This is a genomic window from Streptomyces sp. TLI_053, assembly GCF_900105395.1.
Lineage (GTDB): Bacteria > Actinomycetota > Actinomycetes > Streptomycetales > Streptomycetaceae > Kitasatospora.
Genome location: NZ_LT629775.1, coordinates 8,447,527 through 8,463,568, shown reverse-complemented (window position 1 = coordinate 8,463,568; position 16,042 = coordinate 8,447,527). Strand labels below are relative to the sequence as shown.

The following is a 16,042-nucleotide window of genomic DNA, read 5'->3' as shown; positions in this document are numbered from 1 at the left end:
CCGGCCCGGGACCAAGGACGGTCAGACGCCGGCCGGCGGCATGTCGTAGGTGACGAACATCGTCCGGGTGGCGACCTGGTCGTACTTGCTGCGGGCCCGGTGGTTGTCGTCGGCGGTGATCCAGCGGACGGTGTTCCAGCCGCGCTCGGCGGCGATCGAGCGCAGCCGGGCGAGGAGCAGGTCGACCGCCCCGGTGCCGCGCGCAGCCGGGGCCACGAACAGGTCGTCGAGGAAGCCCGCCACCGCGCCGTGCAGCGGGCGGACAAACGGCCGGTAGTGCGCCAGTCCGACCGGGGTGCCGTCGGCGTCGCGCACCAGCAGACCGTCCAGCTCGTGCACCGGGTCGGTGAGCCAGGACCAGACCAGCTCGGCCTTTTCGTCGGGCACGGGCACCCGGTAGAAGTCGCAGTAGCCCCGGAACAGCTCCCGCCAGGCGGCGAAGTCCGCGGCCGTGGGCGCGTCGACGGTCCAGCCCCCGGTCGGCCGGAACCCGGCGGGAGGCGTGGTGCTGGTCGTCGGCGTGGTGCTGGTCGTCGGCGTGGTGCTGGTCGTCGGTGTGGTGCCGGTCGTCGGCATGGGACGCTCCTCGGTTCGGTCGTACCGTGCGTGCACGGGTGGACGCCGGACAGCATGACGCCCCGTCGGATCCGCGCCGATCGACAGCACGGCCAAGTACGGGTCCGCTCCGCTACGGAGTGGCAAGCGCCCCGTGCCACCGGACCGGCGTCCCCGCCGCGCGCCCGCGACCCGCATCACCGATCCTGGACGCCCGCCCGCACGCCGTTCCCGAGGCACACCCCACGCCCGCCGAGGAGGCCCCCGATGCTGCTCCGCCGTCTGGCCCTCACCTCGCGCGCCGTGGCCACCGAACCCGGTCGGCGGGCCAAGACCGAGCTGCTCTCCGACTGTCTGCGCGAGCTCGGCCCCGAGGAGGCGCCCGCCGCCGTCGTCCTGCTCTCGGGCGAGTCGCAGCGGCTGCGCACCGGCCTCGGCCCGGCCGCGCTGCGCGAGCTGCCGCCGCCCGCCGCCGAACCGGTGCTGGGGGTGCGCGAGACGGAGCGGGTCCTGGAGGCGATCGCGGCCGTGCACGGGACGGGTGCCCGGGCCGAGCGGCAGCGGCTGCTGGCCGGACTGTTCGGGCGCGCCACCGAGGTCGAGCAGTCCTTCCTGCGCGCCGTCCTGGTCGGCGACCTCCGCCAGGGGGCGCTGGACGCGGTGGTCGCCGACGCCGTGGCACGCGCCGCCGGGGTGCCGGCGGCGACGGTGCGGCGGGCGCTGATGTTCCGCGGTTCGGCGCGGGCGGTCGCCGAGGCCGCGCTGACCGGCGGGGAGCCCGCGCTGGCCGCCTTCCGGCTGGAGGTGGGCCGCCCGGTGCGGCCGATGCTGGCGGCCTCGGCGCCGGACGTCGGCGCGGCGCTGGAACACCTCCCCGGTCCGGCGGCGCTGGAGTGGAAGCTGGACGGGATCCGGATCCAGGTGCACCGGGACGGCGGGGACGTCGGGGTGTTCACCCGGTCGCTGGACGACATCACCGCCCGGGTGCCCGAGGTGGTGGAGGCCGCGCTGGCGCTCCCGGTGCGGTCGGCGGTGCTGGACGGCGAGGCGATCGCCCTCGGACCGGACGGCCGCCCGCGCCCGTTCCAGGAGACCGCCGCCCGCACCGCGGCCCGCCGGGACCCGGAGCGGCTGCGCGCCGAGGTCCCACTCAGCCCGCACTTCTTCGACCTGCTGCACCGGGACGGCGAGGACCTGGTGGACCGGCCCGGCCGGGAGCGCTGGGCCGCGCTGGCCGGGGCCGTCCCGGCCGCACTGCGGGTGGCCCGCACGGAGACCGGCGACCGGCAGGAGGCCCTCGCGTTCTTCCGCGCGACCCTGGCCCGCGGTCACGAAGGGGTCCTGGTGAAGGACCCGGCGGCGGGCTACCGGGCCGGCCGGCGCGGTGCGGGCTGGATCAAGGTGAAGCCCCGGCACACCCTCGACCTGGTGGTGCTGGCCGCCGAGTGGGGCAGCGGCCGGCGGCAGGGTTTCCTCAGCAATCTGCACCTGGGAGCGCGGGCCGGCGGCGAGGCCGGCCTCGGCCCGTGGGTGATGCTCGGCAAGACCTTCAAGGGCCTGACCGACGACACCCTCGCACGGCAGACCGAGGCCCTGCTCGCCCGCGAGGTCGAACGGGACGCCCGGACGGTGCGGGTGCGGCCGGAGCTGGTCGTCGAGATCGCCTTCGACGGGGTCCAGCGCAGCCCCCGCTATCCGGCCGGGCTGGCACTGCGGTTCGCCCGGGTGGTCCGCTACCGGCCGGACAAGAGCGCGGCCGAGGCCGACACCGTCGCGACCGTCCGGGAGATCGCGGCCTCGGAAGGGATCACCACGACGGACGGGATCACCACGTAGGACGGGACCGCGGCGACGGACGGACCTCCGGAGCGGTGACGGAGCGCAGCGCCGCGCCGGAGCGGTGACGCAACGCAGTCCCGGACCGGTGACACAACGCAGTCCCGGACCGGCACAACCCGTCTGACGATCGATCAAACTTCTTCTTCCTCACACTCGTTCACGAGCAGTGGCAAATCGGCCATTCTGCGCGAGACGGCCACGCTCTCTTCGTGTGCGACGGGAGTCGGGGTTAGTTTGACGACGACAGCGGGGGCGGCACGGCCCGGAGGATCCGGTGCCACACCAGGGAAGGATGTCCGCGATGCACGTGAACGTCGAACGGGACCGCTGCTGCAGCTCCGGCCAGTGCGTCATGACCGTGCCGGAGATCTTCGAACAGGACGACCAGGACGGTCTGGTGCGCGTCCTCCTGAACGCCGTACCCGCGCCGCGGTTCGCCGATGTGCGCCTCGCCGCCGAGCTGTGCCCCGGCGGCGCGATCACCGTCACCGAGGACGACGGGGCCGGCAGCGCCGCCTAGCGACCGTTCGACCACCACTCGACGACCGCTCGACGAGCGCCCGACGACGACGCCCCGGCGGCCACCGCCGGGCCCGCCGCCCGCCCGCCGTCTCCCACCGCCTGCCACAGGCCCACCTGTCACGCGAGGAGACCACCTTGAGCACGCCCACCGCTCCCGTCACCCTGATCCCGGCCCGGCACGACACGGCCTGCCCGTTCGCGCCGCCGCCCGCCTACACCGAGGCCGCGAGCACCGGCCCGGTCAGCCGCGCGGAACTCCTGGACGGCTCCCCCTGCTGGCTGGTGACCGGTTACCAGGAGGTCCGTACGGTGCTCTCGGACCGCCGGTTCAGCGCCGACGCCCGCCGGCCCGCGTTCCCCTTCCTCACCGAGGGGCGGCGCGAACTCGTCGCCGCCAACCCCTCCTTCCTCCGGCTCGACGACCCCGAGCACGCCCGGCTGCGCCGCATGGTCACCGGGGACTTCCTGGTCAAGCGGGTGGAGGAGATGCGCCCCGGAATCCAGCAGATCGTGGACGAGGCGCTGGACCGGATGATCGCCCGGGGCGGCCCGGCCGGGCCCGCCGACCTGGTCGCCGACTTCGCCCTGCCGGTGCCCTCCCTCGTCATCTGCCTGCTGCTGGGCGTCCCGTACGAGGACCGCGAGGCGTTCCAGGCGAACAGCCGGCTGCTGCTCAACACCGAGGCCGACGACCGCGACGTGGCCCGGGCACAGACCGAACTGCTGGACTACCTCGGCCTGCTCGCCGAACGCAAGCGGGCCGAGCCCGGGGACGACATCCTCAGCCGGCTGGCCACCCGCGAGGACCTCACCACGCGCGAGATCGCCTCGACCGGGGTGCTGCTGCTGGTCGCCGGGCACGAGACCACCGCCAACATGATCGGGCTCTCCACCGCCCTGCTGCTGCGCCACCCGGAGCAGGTGGCCCGGCTGGCCGATCCGGCGGCGGTGCCCGGCGCGGTGGAGGAGCTGCTGCGGCTGCTCACCATCGTGCACACCGGGGTCCCCCGGCTGGCGGTGGAGGACGTCGTGCTCGGCGGCACGCTGATCCGGGCGGGGGACGGCGTGATGGCGATGCTGTCGACCGCCAACCGGGACGACGGGCTGTTCGGCGCCGAGGGCCACCCGGGCGTCGACGAGGTCGACCTCGACCGCGAGGCCCGCCGGCACGTCGCCTTCGGCTTCGGGGTGCACCAGTGCCTGGGCCAGCCGCTGGCGCGGGCGGAACTCCAGATCGCCCTGGCCACGCTGTTCCGGCGGCTGCCGGGGCTGCGGCTCGCGGTGCCGGAGGAGGAGCTGGAGTTCCGCACCGAGGCGCTGATCTACGGGCTCGGCTCGCTGCCGGTCCGCTGGTGACCGCGGCGGGCGGGCGGCGGCGGGCGGCCGCCCGTCGGTGACCTGCGACGGGCGGTCCACGACGGGTGACCGACGGCGGAGGGCCGGCCGGGTCCGGTTGGCCCTCGCCGGGGCACGGAGGCAGGCTTGAGGTGCAGAACAGAGCACCGGCCCGGCGGCCGCCCGCCACCACGGCGTAGCGCGGCGGGCCCGGACGCCCCCGGCCGGCCGAGGAGACGGAGCCCGCGATGACCGACATGAGCGCACGCTCCGAGGTGAGCGTCGACCGGGACGAGGACGTCCGCGCGGCCGACCCCGAGGAGGGCATCACCTCGATGCAGAACCTGCACGCGCAGGACACCTCCCAGGCGGAGGGCGAGCCGGAGGATGAACGGGGGGCGATCGGCTGATCCGGTCGGACCGACAGGTTTGCGAAGAGCCGCCGACGAGCAACCGAGACGTTGCCACGAGGCCGCCCGATCTGCGGGCGGCCTCCGCGACCGCCGGTTCCGCCGCCCGTACGGCGACGGACCGGCCGGAGAGGATGGGCGCATGACCGAACAGCAGCAGGGCACGGCGGCCGGGCGGTCGGCGGGGCCGGTGGAGCCGCCGGTCGACCCCCGGGCGTCCTGGGCCACCTGGACCACCCAGTCGATCATCAGCGGACCGGGCGGGGTGACCACCGTCGAGGTCGGCCCGATCTCGGGCGACCTCACCGTGCACACCACCTGGGTCGACGGCGAGGCGCGGCTGACCGTCCAGTACACCGGCGCGCTGGACTGGTACTCGGTGGCCGGCAGTCCGGTTCCGGCGGCCGACGAGACCACCGCGCGGGCCGTCCACCAGGCCATGGTGAACGCCGTCAAGACCGGGAAGGGCTCCGCCGCCCCGGCGGCACCGGCCGGCTGACCCGGCGCGCGGCGGCCGGCCCCGGGCGGGGCCGGCCGCTGCGGTTGTCACGGGCGGGCCGTGCGACGGCCGGGCGCCCCCCGCGGACGGCCTCGCAGACGCCCCCGCGGACGGCGTCACGGACGCTCGTCCGGCTCCGCCCCGTCGCCCTTCCCGACCGCCTTGCCCAGCCCCTTCCCGAGGCCCTTCACCAGCCCCTTGCCCGCGTCCTTCACCAGCCCCCTGCCCGCGTCCTTCTCCGGACGCGGGGCCGGTGCGGCGGCCGCCCAGTACCCGGGGTCGACCGGGCGGCGCGCCCGCAGGTCCGCGCGGACCTCGCGGGCGACCTTGCGGGTGTCCCGCAGATTGACCGTGGCCCCGATACCCGCGCCGACCAGCAGCGGGGTCAGCGAGGGCAACCGGCGCAGCGAGCTGCGGGTGAGCCGGCGGCGGACCTGCTGGCGGACCTCGCTGCCGAGGGCCATCGCCGCCAGGCCCGCCGGTTTGGCCAGCAGCGAGCCGTCGATGCCGCGCCGGTTGGCCCAGGCGGTGACGTAGGCGGTGGCCTTCTGGGCGGCCGTCCCCTGGGCCGGGAGGCCGTAGACCTGGTGCAGTTCGGCGATCAGCTTGACCTCGACGGCCGCCACGGCGAGCGTCTCGGCGGCGATCTCGACCGGCATCGCGGGCGGTACCGGGAGCATCGCGGCGGCCCCCACACCGGCGCCGAGCGCGCTGGAGGCCCGGCCGGCGCCGGTGACCAGCAGGTCGGCGAGCTGTTCCGGGTCGGTGGCGCCGGGGTGCTGGGCGCGCAGGGTGGCGAGGTCGCGGACGGGGATCCGCGGGGCCGCCTGGAGCAGCTGGTCGGCCAGCGCGCGGCCGCCGAACGCGGCACCCTTCGCCGCCGCCCGGCTGCCGCTGCCGAGGCGGCGGGAGATGTCGGTGACCAGCTGGGCGCCGCGCCGTCGGCCGCGCTCGACACCCGCGCGGTACTCGGCGAGCTCCCCGGCCTCGCCCTCGGGGAGCGCCCCGGGCGCACTCGGTTCGAGTTCCTCGACCAGGCCGGCCAGCTCGTCGGCGACGCGGTCCGGGGTGGGCTCGGGCTGTCCGGAGCGCCCCGGTTTCCTGAAGATTGCCATGCTGTGGCCGTACCCGGCGCGGCCCGGCGGTACGCGCCGGACGTGTCCCGGTCCCGCGACGGGACGGCCACGGCATCGTCCCTACGGCCTATCGGCGGTGTCCCGGCCGGTCGGCCGGCCGATCGCTCCCGGGACCGTCAGTCGGTGATCTCGACTCCCCGCCAGAACGCCACCCGGCCGCGGATGTGCTCCGCCGCGGGCTCGGGGGAGGCGTAGAACCAGGCCGCGTCCGGATTGGTGCGGCCGTCGACGTCGAGCGAGTAGTACTCGGCGGTGCCCTTCCACCCGCAGACGGTGGTGGTGTCGGACGGGCGCAGGTACTCCGGGCGGACGGAGTCGGCCGGAAAGTAGTGGTTTCCCTCGACGACGACGGTGTCCTCGCTCTCGGCGACGACCGTGCCCTGCCAGCGTGCTGTGGTCATGGCGGGAGTCTGCCCGACGCGGCGCGGGGGCGGCAGCGGCCGGGGCGTTATCCGGCCACAGTGCGTGACCGGGCGGGGCGGGCGGCCGAACGGGCGACACCGGGCGGCCCGGCGCAGCGGTCGGGCGGCCCGGCGCAGCGTCGGCAGCTCGGGGCCGTCGGTCGGGCGGCTCAGGGCAGCGGCTGGGCGTGGACGGGGACGTGCGGGTTCTGATGGCCGCCGGTGGCGAGCATCCGGACCTCCCCCGCGTCGCTGATCTCGGCCCGGACGATGCCGCTGGCGTCCTCGTACACCGGGTGGCCACCGGGCCCGGCGGCGCCGGTGCGCTCGACCACGACCACGTCCTGCGGGGCCTGGGTGCCGGGGGTGCCCGGGAAGGTGAGTGCATAGCGGGTGACGGGGCTCATCACCGACCTCCTGCTCCCTGTTCGACGTTGCCCGGCCTTCGAGGTTGCCCGGCCTTCGACGCGGACTGCCCACGGCATCCGGCATCCGGCGTTCGAAATCCGACCTCAGGCGGTGGCCCGGGCCTGACGGGCGGACGCACCGCGAACCTCCAGCTCGCCGAGCAGGTGCGCGGTGGCTTCCGCCACGGCGTCGACGGCCCGGTCGAAGGCCTCGCGGTTGTGCGCGGCCGGGGCCCGGAACCCGGACACCTTCCGTACGTACTGGAGCGCGGCCGCGCGGTAGTCCTCCTCGGTGGCGTCGGGCGTCACGGGTGGTCTCAGCGTCTTGATACTGCGGCACATGCCACCAGTCTTGCGCGCGGACGCCCGGCAGGCGACTCCCGTCCGTCACGGGACCGCCTCGTGCACCACACAGTGGCGTCATCCGATCGGATTAGGATTTGGCCCGAACAATCCCGGCCTCCCCCGGTCCGTTCCGTCTTCCCGTTCCTCCCGCCCGTTCCTCCCGCTCGTCCTTCGCCGCCCGCCCTTCGCCGCCCGTTCTTCCGGAGCACCCCCTTGCCTCTCGCGCTGGTCGCCCTGGCCGTCACCGCCTTCGCCATCGGAACCACCGAGTTCGCCGCCATGGGGCTGCTGCCCCAGGTCGCGAACGACCTGGACGTCTCGATCCCGCAGGCCGGCTGGCTGATCTCGGCCTACGCGCTGGGCGTGGTGATCGGGGCGCCACTGCTGACCGCGCTCGCCGCCGGACGGCCCCGGAAGGCGGTGCTGGTCGCCCTGGCCGGGTTCTTCGCCGCCGGGAACCTGCTCTGCGCGCTCGCCCCGGACTTCTGGACGCTGGCCGCCGCGCGGCTGGTCACCGGACTGCCGCACGGGGCGTTCTTCGGCGCCGGGGCGGTCGCGGCGGCGGAACTCGTCTCCCCGGACCGGCGGGCCAGGGCGGTCGCGGTGATGTTCTCCGGCCTGACCCTCGCCAATGTCGTCGGTGTGCCGGCCGCAACCCTGCTCGGCCAGCACCTGGGATGGCGGGCGACCATGCTGGTGGTGGTCGCGATCGGCGCGGCGGGGGCCCTGGCGATCGCCCGGCTGGTCCCGGCCCTGCCGTCCCCGGCGCAGTCGGGTCTGCGGCACGAGCTGGGCGCGTTCCGCAGCGGACAGCTGTGGCTCGCGCTGGCCACGGTGGTCTTCGGCTGCGGCGGCTTCTTCGCCTGCTACTCCTACATCACCCCGCTGCTCACCGAGGTGTCCGGTTTCGCGACCGGCTCGGTGACGCTGGTGCTGGCGCTGTTCGGGGTCGGGATGACGATCGGCAACCTGCTCGGCGGCTACGCGGCCGACCGGGCGCTGCGGCCGACGGTATGTGTCGCGTTCCTGCTGCTCGCGGCCGTACTGGCGCTGTTCGCCGTGACCGCGCGGGCCCAGTGGTCGGCGGCGGCGACGGTGGTGCTGGTGGGGCTGTTCGGGTTCGCGATCGTCCCGGCGGTCCAGACGCTGGTGATGCGCGAGGCCCGGGGCGCCCCGACGCTGGCCTCGGCGACCGTGCAGGGTGCCTTCAACCTGGCCAACGCCCAGGGCGCGTACTTCGGCGGGCTGGCGCTGGACGCCGGGCTGGGCTGGACCTCGCCGCCGCTGGTCGGCTCGGGCCTGGCCGCCTCCGGCGCGGTGATCGCGGTCGCGGCCTGGGCGGCCGCCGCGCGGCGCACCGGCGCCCGGACTCCGGGGCTCCCGAGCGCTGTCGCGGGTGCGGGCCCGGCCCCGGTGCCGGGCCCCGCGCCGGCCCCGGACGACCGGATCGGCGCGGGGACCACGACCTCCCGCTGAGCCGACGCCGAGAGCCGGCACCGCGAGCCCGCACCGAGCCCGCACGGGGTCCGCGGCCGATCCCCTCAGACCTCGTCGGCCGTCTCCGTCTCCGGCCCCGGAGCCGCGACCGGGACCGGACCCGGACCCGGAACGGGCCGGAGGTCCCGGTGACCGTCGGCCAGCAGCGAGTAGCCCTCCGCGTTGAACTTGATGCCGGTCCGCTCCTCCTCGGTCAGCTCGCGGCGCACCTTGGCCGGCACCCCCGCGACCAGCGAACCGGGCGGGACCACCATGCCCTGCGGCACCACGGCACCGGCCGCGACCAGCGAGCCGGCCCCGATCCGGGCGCCGTTCAGCACCGTGGCGTTCATCCCGACCAGGACGTCGTCCTCGATCACACAGCCGTGCAGCACGGCGTTGTGGCCGACCGAGATCCGCTCCCCCATCACCAGCGGGAAACCGAGGTCGGCGTGCAGGGTGCAGTTGTCCTGGACGTTGCTGCCCGGGCCCACGGTGATCTCCTCGGCGTCACCGCGCAGCACCGCGCCGTACCAGACGCTCGCCCCCGCAGCGACGGTCACGCTGCCGACGACGACCGCGTTGGGCGCCACGAACGCGGTCGGGTCGACCACCGGGACCCGGCCCCCGACCTCGGCGATCAGCGGCTCTGCCATCTCTCGTCCTCCTTGTGACGACTGCCCATCAGGTGCGGGCCATGATGGCATCCCGCTCGGCGCCGTCAGCCGGCCGGGGCGGGGGCCGGAGCCGGAACGGTGGCGGTGGGCGGCGGGCCGCCGCAGGTGCCGGTGTCGAGCAGCTTCGCGAAGGCCGCGTCGGTGGCCGCCGGGTCCGACATGTCGAAGGCGTTCACGGAGGCGGCGAACTGCCGACGGGTGTCGCCGTCGGTGTAGACGAAGGTGTTGTAGCCGGGGATTCCGCCCGCGTGGCCCCAGACCGGGCCGCAGGGCGTCGACAGGCGCTGGAGTCCCAGACCGTACGTGTCCTTGCCGCTCTGCGGCGTGACGGTCATCATCTCGGCGAGCAGCGGCCGGGGCAGCAGCCGCCCGCCGATCAGGGCGGTGATGAAGGTGGTGAGGTCGGCGGTGGTCGAGATCCCGGCGCCCGCCGCCCCCGCCATGCTCGGGTCCACCTCGGTGACGTCCGCGGGACCGGCCGGCAGGTCGTAGTAGCCGTGCGCGTGCGGGCCGGGGATCGTCGTCGAGTGGTCCGGCATGGAGGTCCGGGTCAAGCCCAGCCGACGGACGATCCGCCGCTCCACCTCCTGCTGCCAGCTGTGGCCGGTGACCCGTTCGACGATCTTCCCGACCACGAGGTAGTTGGTGTTGGAGTAGTGCGCGCCCTGTCCCGGCTCGAAGTACGGCGGGTGGGCGTTGGCGACGGCGATCAGCTGCTCCGGGGTGTACCTGGTGAAGCGGCCGGTCTCCAGCCACTGCTGGAGCCTGACCGGGTCCTCCTGGTAGCCGAAGAGGTCGTCCTCGGTGTAGTTGAACAGGCCGCTGGTGTGGTCGAGCAGCTGGCGCAGGGTGATGTTCCGGCCGTTCGGCACCGCTCCCGGCAGCAGCTTCTCGACCGGGTCGTCCAGCCGCAGCCGCCCCTCGCCGACCAGTTGGAGGACGACGGTCGAGACGAAGGTCTTGGTCACGCTGCCGATCCGGAACAGGCCGTCCGGGTCCACCGGGGCTCCGGTACTGAAGTCGGCGGTACCGGCCGCGCCCTTCCACGCGGTGCGGCCGCGCTCGCTCACCCGGGCGAGCGTCGCCGAGGCCCCACCGGGGTCGACCATGCCGCGCACGGCGGCGTCCAGCGCCCGCGCGTCGACACCCCGGCGCCCGGCGCGGCCCGCGTCCGCGCCGTCCTGCGTGCCCGTCACCGTCACCGCGGCCACCCCTCCCGGCCCGGTCGCGCCCACCGCACCGGCCGTCGGGGCGATCACGCCCACCAGGCCCGCGCCGGCCAGCGCGAGCGCGACGACGCGCACGGCCGTGGCCCGGCGCCGGTTCCTCGTCCTGCCCGTGCCGCTCCGTGCCGTCCGGTCCATGCGTCCTCCCACGTCAGTGCCTCCGGGTCTCCACAACTCCCGTGCCTCGTTCGGTAGCTGACACTCTGACAGGAGATCCGGCGGATCTCCTCCGCCCACGGTCCGGACCCGCTCCGCCCCAGGGCCGAGATTCACCCGCCCGTGGCGGACGCTTCCCGTACGGGCCACCCCTGACGCCCCTCGGGGAGGTGTCTCCGCCCCCGGTCGGAGACACCTCCCCGAGCACGAGGTCGGGCGAGGTCAGGACACCGGCGCCTTCACCCGAAGGACCTCGACGAACGCCCGCAGCCACGCCGGGTGGTCGGGCCAGGCGCGGGCCGAGACCACCACGCCGTCGACCACGGCCTCGCCGTCCACGTACGTCGCGCCGGCCGCCGTCACGTCCGGCTCCAGGGCCGGGTAGGCGGCACTGGTCCGCCCGCCGAGCACCCCGGCGGCGGCCGACACCAACGGGCCGTGGCAGATCTGCGCGACCGGCTTCTCGCTCTCGAAGAAGTGCCGGACGATCCGCCGCACCTCCGGGTCGTTGCGCAGGTACTCGGGAGCGCGGCCGCCCGGGATCACCAGCGCGACGTAGTCCGCCGGGTCCACCTCGGCGAACGCCAGGTCGGCGGGCCAGGTGTAACCCGGCTTCTCGGTGTAGGTGTCGAAGCCCTCGACGAAGTCGTGCACCACGAACTGCAGCCGCTTGCGGGTCGGTGCCGCGATGTCGACCTGGTAGCCCTCCTCGCGCAGCCGCTGGTACGGGTAGAACACCTCCAGCGACTCCGCGGCGTCCCCCGTGACGAGCAGGATCTTCGATGCCATCGCCGACATCCCTCCGAATCGATCGATCGTCGGACATGCTGTCGGCCCGGGCCGGTGCACCCGGCACGGGCCGGGACCAACCTCCCGTACCCGTCACACCCGCGCAACGGGGCGCACCGGGCATCCACTCCGCCGAGTGCGCCCCCGCGCGCCACCCGGCTGCGGCACGCGCCCCTTCGGCCACCCGGGCCCGGCAAGGACGGTGGGTGCCGGAACTTCTCCCGCAGTTCGCCCGGAGGCCACCCGGCGGGACGGGACTGCTCCTAGTCTGCGGGCGGCAGCCACACCGCGACGCCGACGGCGCGGCACCGACACCGCCGCACCGAGACCGCGACGCCATCCGCGCGAGCTAGGAGCTTCCATGACGTACCGTCCGACCGACGGCGGCACCCCGGCGGAGTCCGCCGAGGGCACCTCCTCCTCCCGCCGCAGCTTCCTGCGGGCCACCGGTGCCGCCGGTCTCGGCGCGGCGGCCCTCGCCGCCGGGGCCGGGGAGGCGTTCGCCGCCCCCGCCGGGGACCAGCCGGGCGCGGACCGGTCCGGCGCCGACGACGAGCGCGGCGTCGCGTCCGACCGTCCGGCCGGCACCCGCCCGCCGGTCCGCACCGGCACCGGCCTGGACCGCCTGCCGCACCCGCTGATCGTCGGTCACCGCGGCGCCCCCGGCTACCGCCCCGAGCACACCCTGGGCTCCTACGACCTGGCGCTGAAGCTGGGCGCGGACGTCATCGAGCCGGACCTCGTCCCCACCAAGGACGGCCAGCTGGTGGTCCGGCACGAGAACAACATCGTGGAGACCACGGACGTCGCCGACCACCCCGAGTTCGCGAGCCGCCGCACCACGAAGACCATCGACGGTGCGGCCCAGACCGGCTGGTTCACCGAGGACTTCACGCTCGCCGAGCTGCGCACCCTGCGCGCCAAGGAGCGGCTGCCGCAGCAGCGTCAGCGCAACACGCTGTACGACGGCCGCTGGGCGATCCCGACCTTCCGCGAGGTGGCGGACTTCGCCCGCAAGCGCGGCCGCGAGCTCGGCCGGGACGTCTGGGTGTACCCGGAGACCAAGCACCCCAGCTACTTCCGTTCGATCGGGCTGCCGCTGGAGGAGCGCCTCGCAGACGAGCTGCGCCGCACCGGGCTGGCCGGGCGCAACGGCCGGGCGATCCTGCAGTCCTTCGAGCCGAGCAGCCTGCAGCGGCTCGCCAAGCTGGTCGACAACCCGAAGATCTTCCTGCTCAGCGGCCCGACCAGCCAGCCGTACGACTTCGTGCTGTCCGGCGACAAGCGCACCGTGGCCGACCTCGTCAAGCCCGAGAACCTGCGCTGGATCGCCGGTTTCGCGCACGGCATCGGCCCGACCACCACCCTGATCGTCCCGGTCGACGCGGCCGGCAAGCTGCTGCCGCCGACCACCCTGGTCCGGGACGCGCACGCGGCCGGCCTGCTGCTGCACCCGTACACGGTGCGCAACGAGAACGCCTTCCTTCCGCTGGACTACCGCCGGGGCACCGACCCCAACGCGTACGGCGACGCGATCGGCTGGGCGAAGTACCTGTACGAGCTCGGCGTGGACGGCTTCTTCACCGACCAGACCGACACCAGCGTGCTGGCCCGCCAGGACTTCTGGGACGCCAAGGGCGTGCACTGAGCGCACCGGCTCCCCCTACCCCGGTGACCTCACCGGCCCGTCGCTGAACCGCCGCGCCCCCGGAACGTCCGTCGACGTTCCGGGGGCGCGGTGCCGCTCCGGGGATGCTCTCCGGGGTCAGCCGTCGTTGTGCTGCTCCTCGGACTGGCCCTGCTGGCCCTGCTGGGCCGGCTGCCCCTGCGGTGCCTGCTCCTGCTGGGTCGGCCGGTCCTGCTGGGCGGGCTGGGTCGGCTGGGCGGGCTTGCGGGTGGGCTGGCGGCCGGGCTGGGTGCGTCCGCCGGGCCAGGTCGGGGCGACGTCGGTCGGCTGGCCGCCGGGCCAGGTCGTCCACGGTGTGCCGCTGCCCGAGCCCGGGCTCGCCGAGGGGTCGCGCTTCGGCGCCGGATTCGGGATGTAGACGGTCTCGAACTCCTTCTCCGGCATGCCCCGAACGGCGTCGTTCATGGCCATCTGCCAGATCGGCCCCGGGCCGGTGGCGCCGAAGACCTCGTCGAACCACTTGCCGCCGATCCGGATGTTCTTCATCGGCACGCCGCCGGCCGGGCCGCCGAGCCAGACCGAGGCGGCCAGGTTGCCGGTGTAGCCGCTGAACCAGGCCGACTTCTTCTCGTCGGAGGTACCGGTCTTGCCGGCGATCTGGCGATCGTCGTCCAGACCGAGGTCACGTGCGGTGCCGCCCTTCTCGGTGACCCCGAGCAGCACGGTGTTGATGATGTCGGCGGTGCTCTCGGACAGCACCCGGTCGCACTTGGCCGGACTGACCGGGACGTCCTTGCCGTCCATGGTGGTGATGCTGCTGATCGCGACCGGCGTGCAGTAGGTGCCGCGGTTGGCGAAGGTCGCGTAGACGTTGGCCATCACCAGCGGGCTCACCTCCTGGGTCCCCAGGCCGAGGGCCGGCAGCTCCTGCAGCGGCTTGCCGCTGGCCTTGCTCCCGACACCCAGCTTGTTGGCCATCTGCTTGACCGCGCAGAGGCCGATCTCCTGCTCCATCTGCACGAAGTAGGTGTTGACCGAGAGCGCCATCGCCTCCTTGAGCTCGTACGGGCCGACCTCGCCCGAGGACTCGTTGGGGATGGTGCCGCCCTTCTTGCCCTTCTCCAGGTTCTTCCAGGTGCCGTCGCAGGTGGTCATCGTCGGCCAGTCCATCTTGTTCGGCGAGGCGTAGGACTGGGTGGAGGTCAGCCCGGCCTCCAGCCCGGCGGCGGCCACGATCGGCTTGAAGTTGGAGCCCGGCTGGAAGCCGTTGCCGCCGCCCATCGCCGCGTCCACGTTGTAGTTGACGACGGTCTGGTTCTTGGCCGGGTCGATCCCGTACGGCCGGGTCTGGGTCATCGCCAGGATCTTGCCGGTGCCCGGTTCGACCATGGTCATCGCCGCCGACACCTGGTCGGTGACCTTGACCTTGGTGGTCACGGCCTTGAGCGCGGCCGCCTGCTTCACCGGGTCGAGGGTGGTGTGGATGAACAGGCCGCCCTGGTCCCAGAGCTTCTTGCGCTCGGCGGCGGTCTTGCCGAAGACCGGGTCCTGCTTGATCACGTGCCGCACGTAGTCGCAGAAGAAGCCCATGCCCGCGTCGGCGGTGATGCAGCCGTTCTGCGGGGCCTGGTAGTGCAGGGCGACCGGCCCGGACTTGGCCTCCTTGGCCTGCTCCGGGGTGAGGTGCTTGTTCTCGACCATCTTGTCGATGACGACGTCGCGGCGCTTGCGCGAGGCCTCGGGGTGGGCCTTGGGGTCGAACTGGGAGGGGTTCTGCACCAGTCCGGCCAGGGTGGCGGCCTCGGCGACCGTGAGGTCCTTGCTGTTCTTGCTGAAGTACCGCTGGGCGGCCGCCTGGATCCCGTAGGCCTGCTGGCCGTAGTACGTGATGTTCAGGTAGTTGGTGAGGATCTGGTCCTTGGTCAGCTCCTCCTCCAGCTTGATGGCGTACTTGAGCTCCTGGACCTTGCGGCCCAGGGTCTTGCGCTGGGCCTCCAGCACGGCCACCGGGTCGTCGCCGGCCTTCTCGACGTTCACGTTCTTCACGTACTGCTGGGTGAGCGTGGACGCGCCCTGGACGGCGGTGCCGCTCTCCGCGTTCTTGGTGATGGCCCGCAGGACGCCCTTGAGGTCGACGGCCCCGTGCTCGTAGAAGCGCGCGTCCTCGATGTCCACCTGGGCCTGGCGTATCAGCGTGCCCATCTCCTCGCCGGTGATCACCCGGCGGTCGCGCTCGTACACCTTGGCTATCTGCTGGCCCTTGGCGTCGTAGATCCAACTGGCCTGGGTCAGCGCCGGTGTCTTCAGGTCGGCGGGGATGCTGTCGAACTCCTCGACGCCGCTCTTCATGCCGAGCCCGAGCGCCCCGGCGGCCGGCAGGGCGATGCCCGCGAGCAGGACTCCCGCGAGGGTGCTGTAACCGAGGAACTTCACGCCGTGGCCGAGCAGACCGAGCGGGGTCTCGCGGCGCCGGGGGCGCGGGACCCAGGTGTCGTGGGGCTCCGAGGAGGGCATGCGGCGGCTTCTCCGTGACATAGTCGGAACACTACGTCCACGAAAACCGCCCGTGGGGCCGGTGTTGGTCAACCTTTGTCACAAATCGGCGACAGATCACCGTCGTTGGGCGTGGCCCCCGGTGGGGC

At 74.1% G+C, this 16,042-nt stretch carries 16 protein-coding genes; 7 read left to right on the top strand and 9 right to left on the bottom strand.

The genetic code is table 11. The annotated features are described in order from the left end of the window. Positions 1–21: 21 nt before the first annotated feature. On the bottom strand, positions 22–576 hold the full coding sequence (locus tag BLU95_RS35310; RefSeq protein ID WP_093863563.1) for a GNAT family N-acetyltransferase: 555 nt from the start codon (positions 574–576) through the stop codon (positions 22–24). Positions 577–822: 246 nt separating this feature from the next. On the opposite strand from BLU95_RS35310, the gene BLU95_RS35305 reads away from it, so the two are divergent. From BLU95_RS35305 to BLU95_RS35290, 5 genes are all read left to right on the top strand, one after another. Further along, the gene (locus BLU95_RS35305) at positions 823–2,391 is read left to right on the top strand and encodes an ATP-dependent DNA ligase (RefSeq protein WP_093863562.1); all 1,569 of its coding nucleotides are present in this window, start codon (positions 823–825) and stop codon (positions 2,389–2,391) included. 304 nt (positions 2,392–2,695) lie between these two features. Next, the gene (locus BLU95_RS35300) at positions 2,696–2,914 is read left to right on the top strand and encodes a ferredoxin (protein ID WP_231978043.1); all 219 of its coding nucleotides are present in this window, start codon (positions 2,696–2,698) and stop codon (positions 2,912–2,914) included. A 137-nt stretch (positions 2,915–3,051) separates the two neighbouring features. Continuing rightward, positions 3,052–4,272 (top strand): cytochrome P450, encoded by a 1,221-nt coding sequence (locus BLU95_RS35295; RefSeq protein ID WP_093863560.1) that lies wholly within the window; start codon positions 3,052–3,054, stop codon positions 4,270–4,272. 227 nt (positions 4,273–4,499) lie between these two features. Further along, a complete protein-coding gene (locus tag BLU95_RS42645) occupies positions 4,500–4,661 on the top strand; it encodes a hypothetical protein (protein ID WP_159425123.1) in 162 nt (53 codons plus the stop codon). Between the two features lie 142 nt (positions 4,662–4,803). Continuing rightward, positions 4,804–5,160, top strand: coding sequence for a hypothetical protein (locus BLU95_RS35290; RefSeq protein ID WP_231978042.1), 357 nt, complete (start codon positions 4,804–4,806; stop codon positions 5,158–5,160). Between the two features lie 116 nt (positions 5,161–5,276). On the opposite strand, the gene BLU95_RS35280 is transcribed toward BLU95_RS35290, so the two are convergent. The 4 genes from BLU95_RS35280 to BLU95_RS35265 all read right to left on the bottom strand — a co-directional run bounded on the left by BLU95_RS35280 (position 5,277) and on the right by BLU95_RS35265 (position 7,446). Continuing rightward, on the bottom strand, positions 5,277–6,275 hold the full coding sequence (locus tag BLU95_RS35280) for a hypothetical protein (RefSeq protein ID WP_197698659.1): 999 nt from the start codon (positions 6,273–6,275) through the stop codon (positions 5,277–5,279). A 137-nt stretch (positions 6,276–6,412) separates the two neighbouring features. Further along, entirely contained in the window at positions 6,413–6,697 is a 285-nt protein-coding gene (locus tag BLU95_RS35275) for a DUF427 domain-containing protein (protein WP_093863559.1), read from the bottom strand. A 170-nt stretch (positions 6,698–6,867) separates the two neighbouring features. Next, positions 6,868–7,104: a DUF6296 family protein gene (locus tag BLU95_RS35270; protein ID WP_093863558.1), complete on the bottom strand. Its 237-nt coding sequence runs from the start codon at positions 7,102–7,104 to the stop codon at positions 6,868–6,870. Between the two features lie 105 nt (positions 7,105–7,209). Continuing rightward, complete coding sequence (locus tag BLU95_RS35265; protein ID WP_093863557.1) at positions 7,210–7,446, bottom strand: DUF2277 domain-containing protein; 237 nt, start codon at positions 7,444–7,446, stop codon at positions 7,210–7,212. A gap of 216 nt (positions 7,447–7,662) precedes the next feature. Here BLU95_RS35265 and BLU95_RS35260 point away from each other — a divergent pair, with 216 nt between their 5' ends. Beyond that, positions 7,663–8,925 carry an MFS transporter gene (locus BLU95_RS35260; protein ID WP_093863556.1) on the top strand — a complete coding sequence of 421 codons (1,263 nt, stop codon included), beginning with the start codon at positions 7,663–7,665 and terminating at the stop codon, positions 8,923–8,925. 65 nt (positions 8,926–8,990) lie between these two features. On the opposite strand, the gene BLU95_RS35255 is transcribed toward BLU95_RS35260, so the two are convergent. From BLU95_RS35255 to BLU95_RS35245, 3 genes are all read right to left on the bottom strand, one after another. Further along, complete coding sequence (locus BLU95_RS35255; protein WP_093863555.1) at positions 8,991–9,581, bottom strand: gamma carbonic anhydrase family protein; 591 nt, start codon at positions 9,579–9,581, stop codon at positions 8,991–8,993. Between the two features lie 65 nt (positions 9,582–9,646). Next, the gene (locus BLU95_RS35250; RefSeq protein ID WP_107452632.1) at positions 9,647–10,966 is read right to left on the bottom strand and encodes a serine hydrolase domain-containing protein; all 1,320 of its coding nucleotides are present in this window, start codon (positions 10,964–10,966) and stop codon (positions 9,647–9,649) included. Between the two features lie 240 nt (positions 10,967–11,206). Then, the gene (locus tag BLU95_RS35245) at positions 11,207–11,773 is read right to left on the bottom strand and encodes a DJ-1/PfpI family protein (RefSeq protein WP_093863553.1); all 567 of its coding nucleotides are present in this window, start codon (positions 11,771–11,773) and stop codon (positions 11,207–11,209) included. A gap of 361 nt (positions 11,774–12,134) precedes the next feature. On the opposite strand from BLU95_RS35245, the gene BLU95_RS35240 reads away from it, so the two are divergent. After that, positions 12,135–13,421 (top strand): glycerophosphodiester phosphodiesterase, encoded by a 1,287-nt coding sequence (locus tag BLU95_RS35240; protein WP_093863552.1) that lies wholly within the window; start codon positions 12,135–12,137, stop codon positions 13,419–13,421. Positions 13,422–13,538: 117 nt separating this feature from the next. On the opposite strand, the gene BLU95_RS35235 is transcribed toward BLU95_RS35240, so the two are convergent. Further along, entirely contained in the window at positions 13,539–15,914 is a 2,376-nt protein-coding gene (locus BLU95_RS35235) for a transglycosylase domain-containing protein (protein ID WP_197698658.1), read from the bottom strand. Positions 15,915–16,042 lie beyond the last annotated feature (128 nt).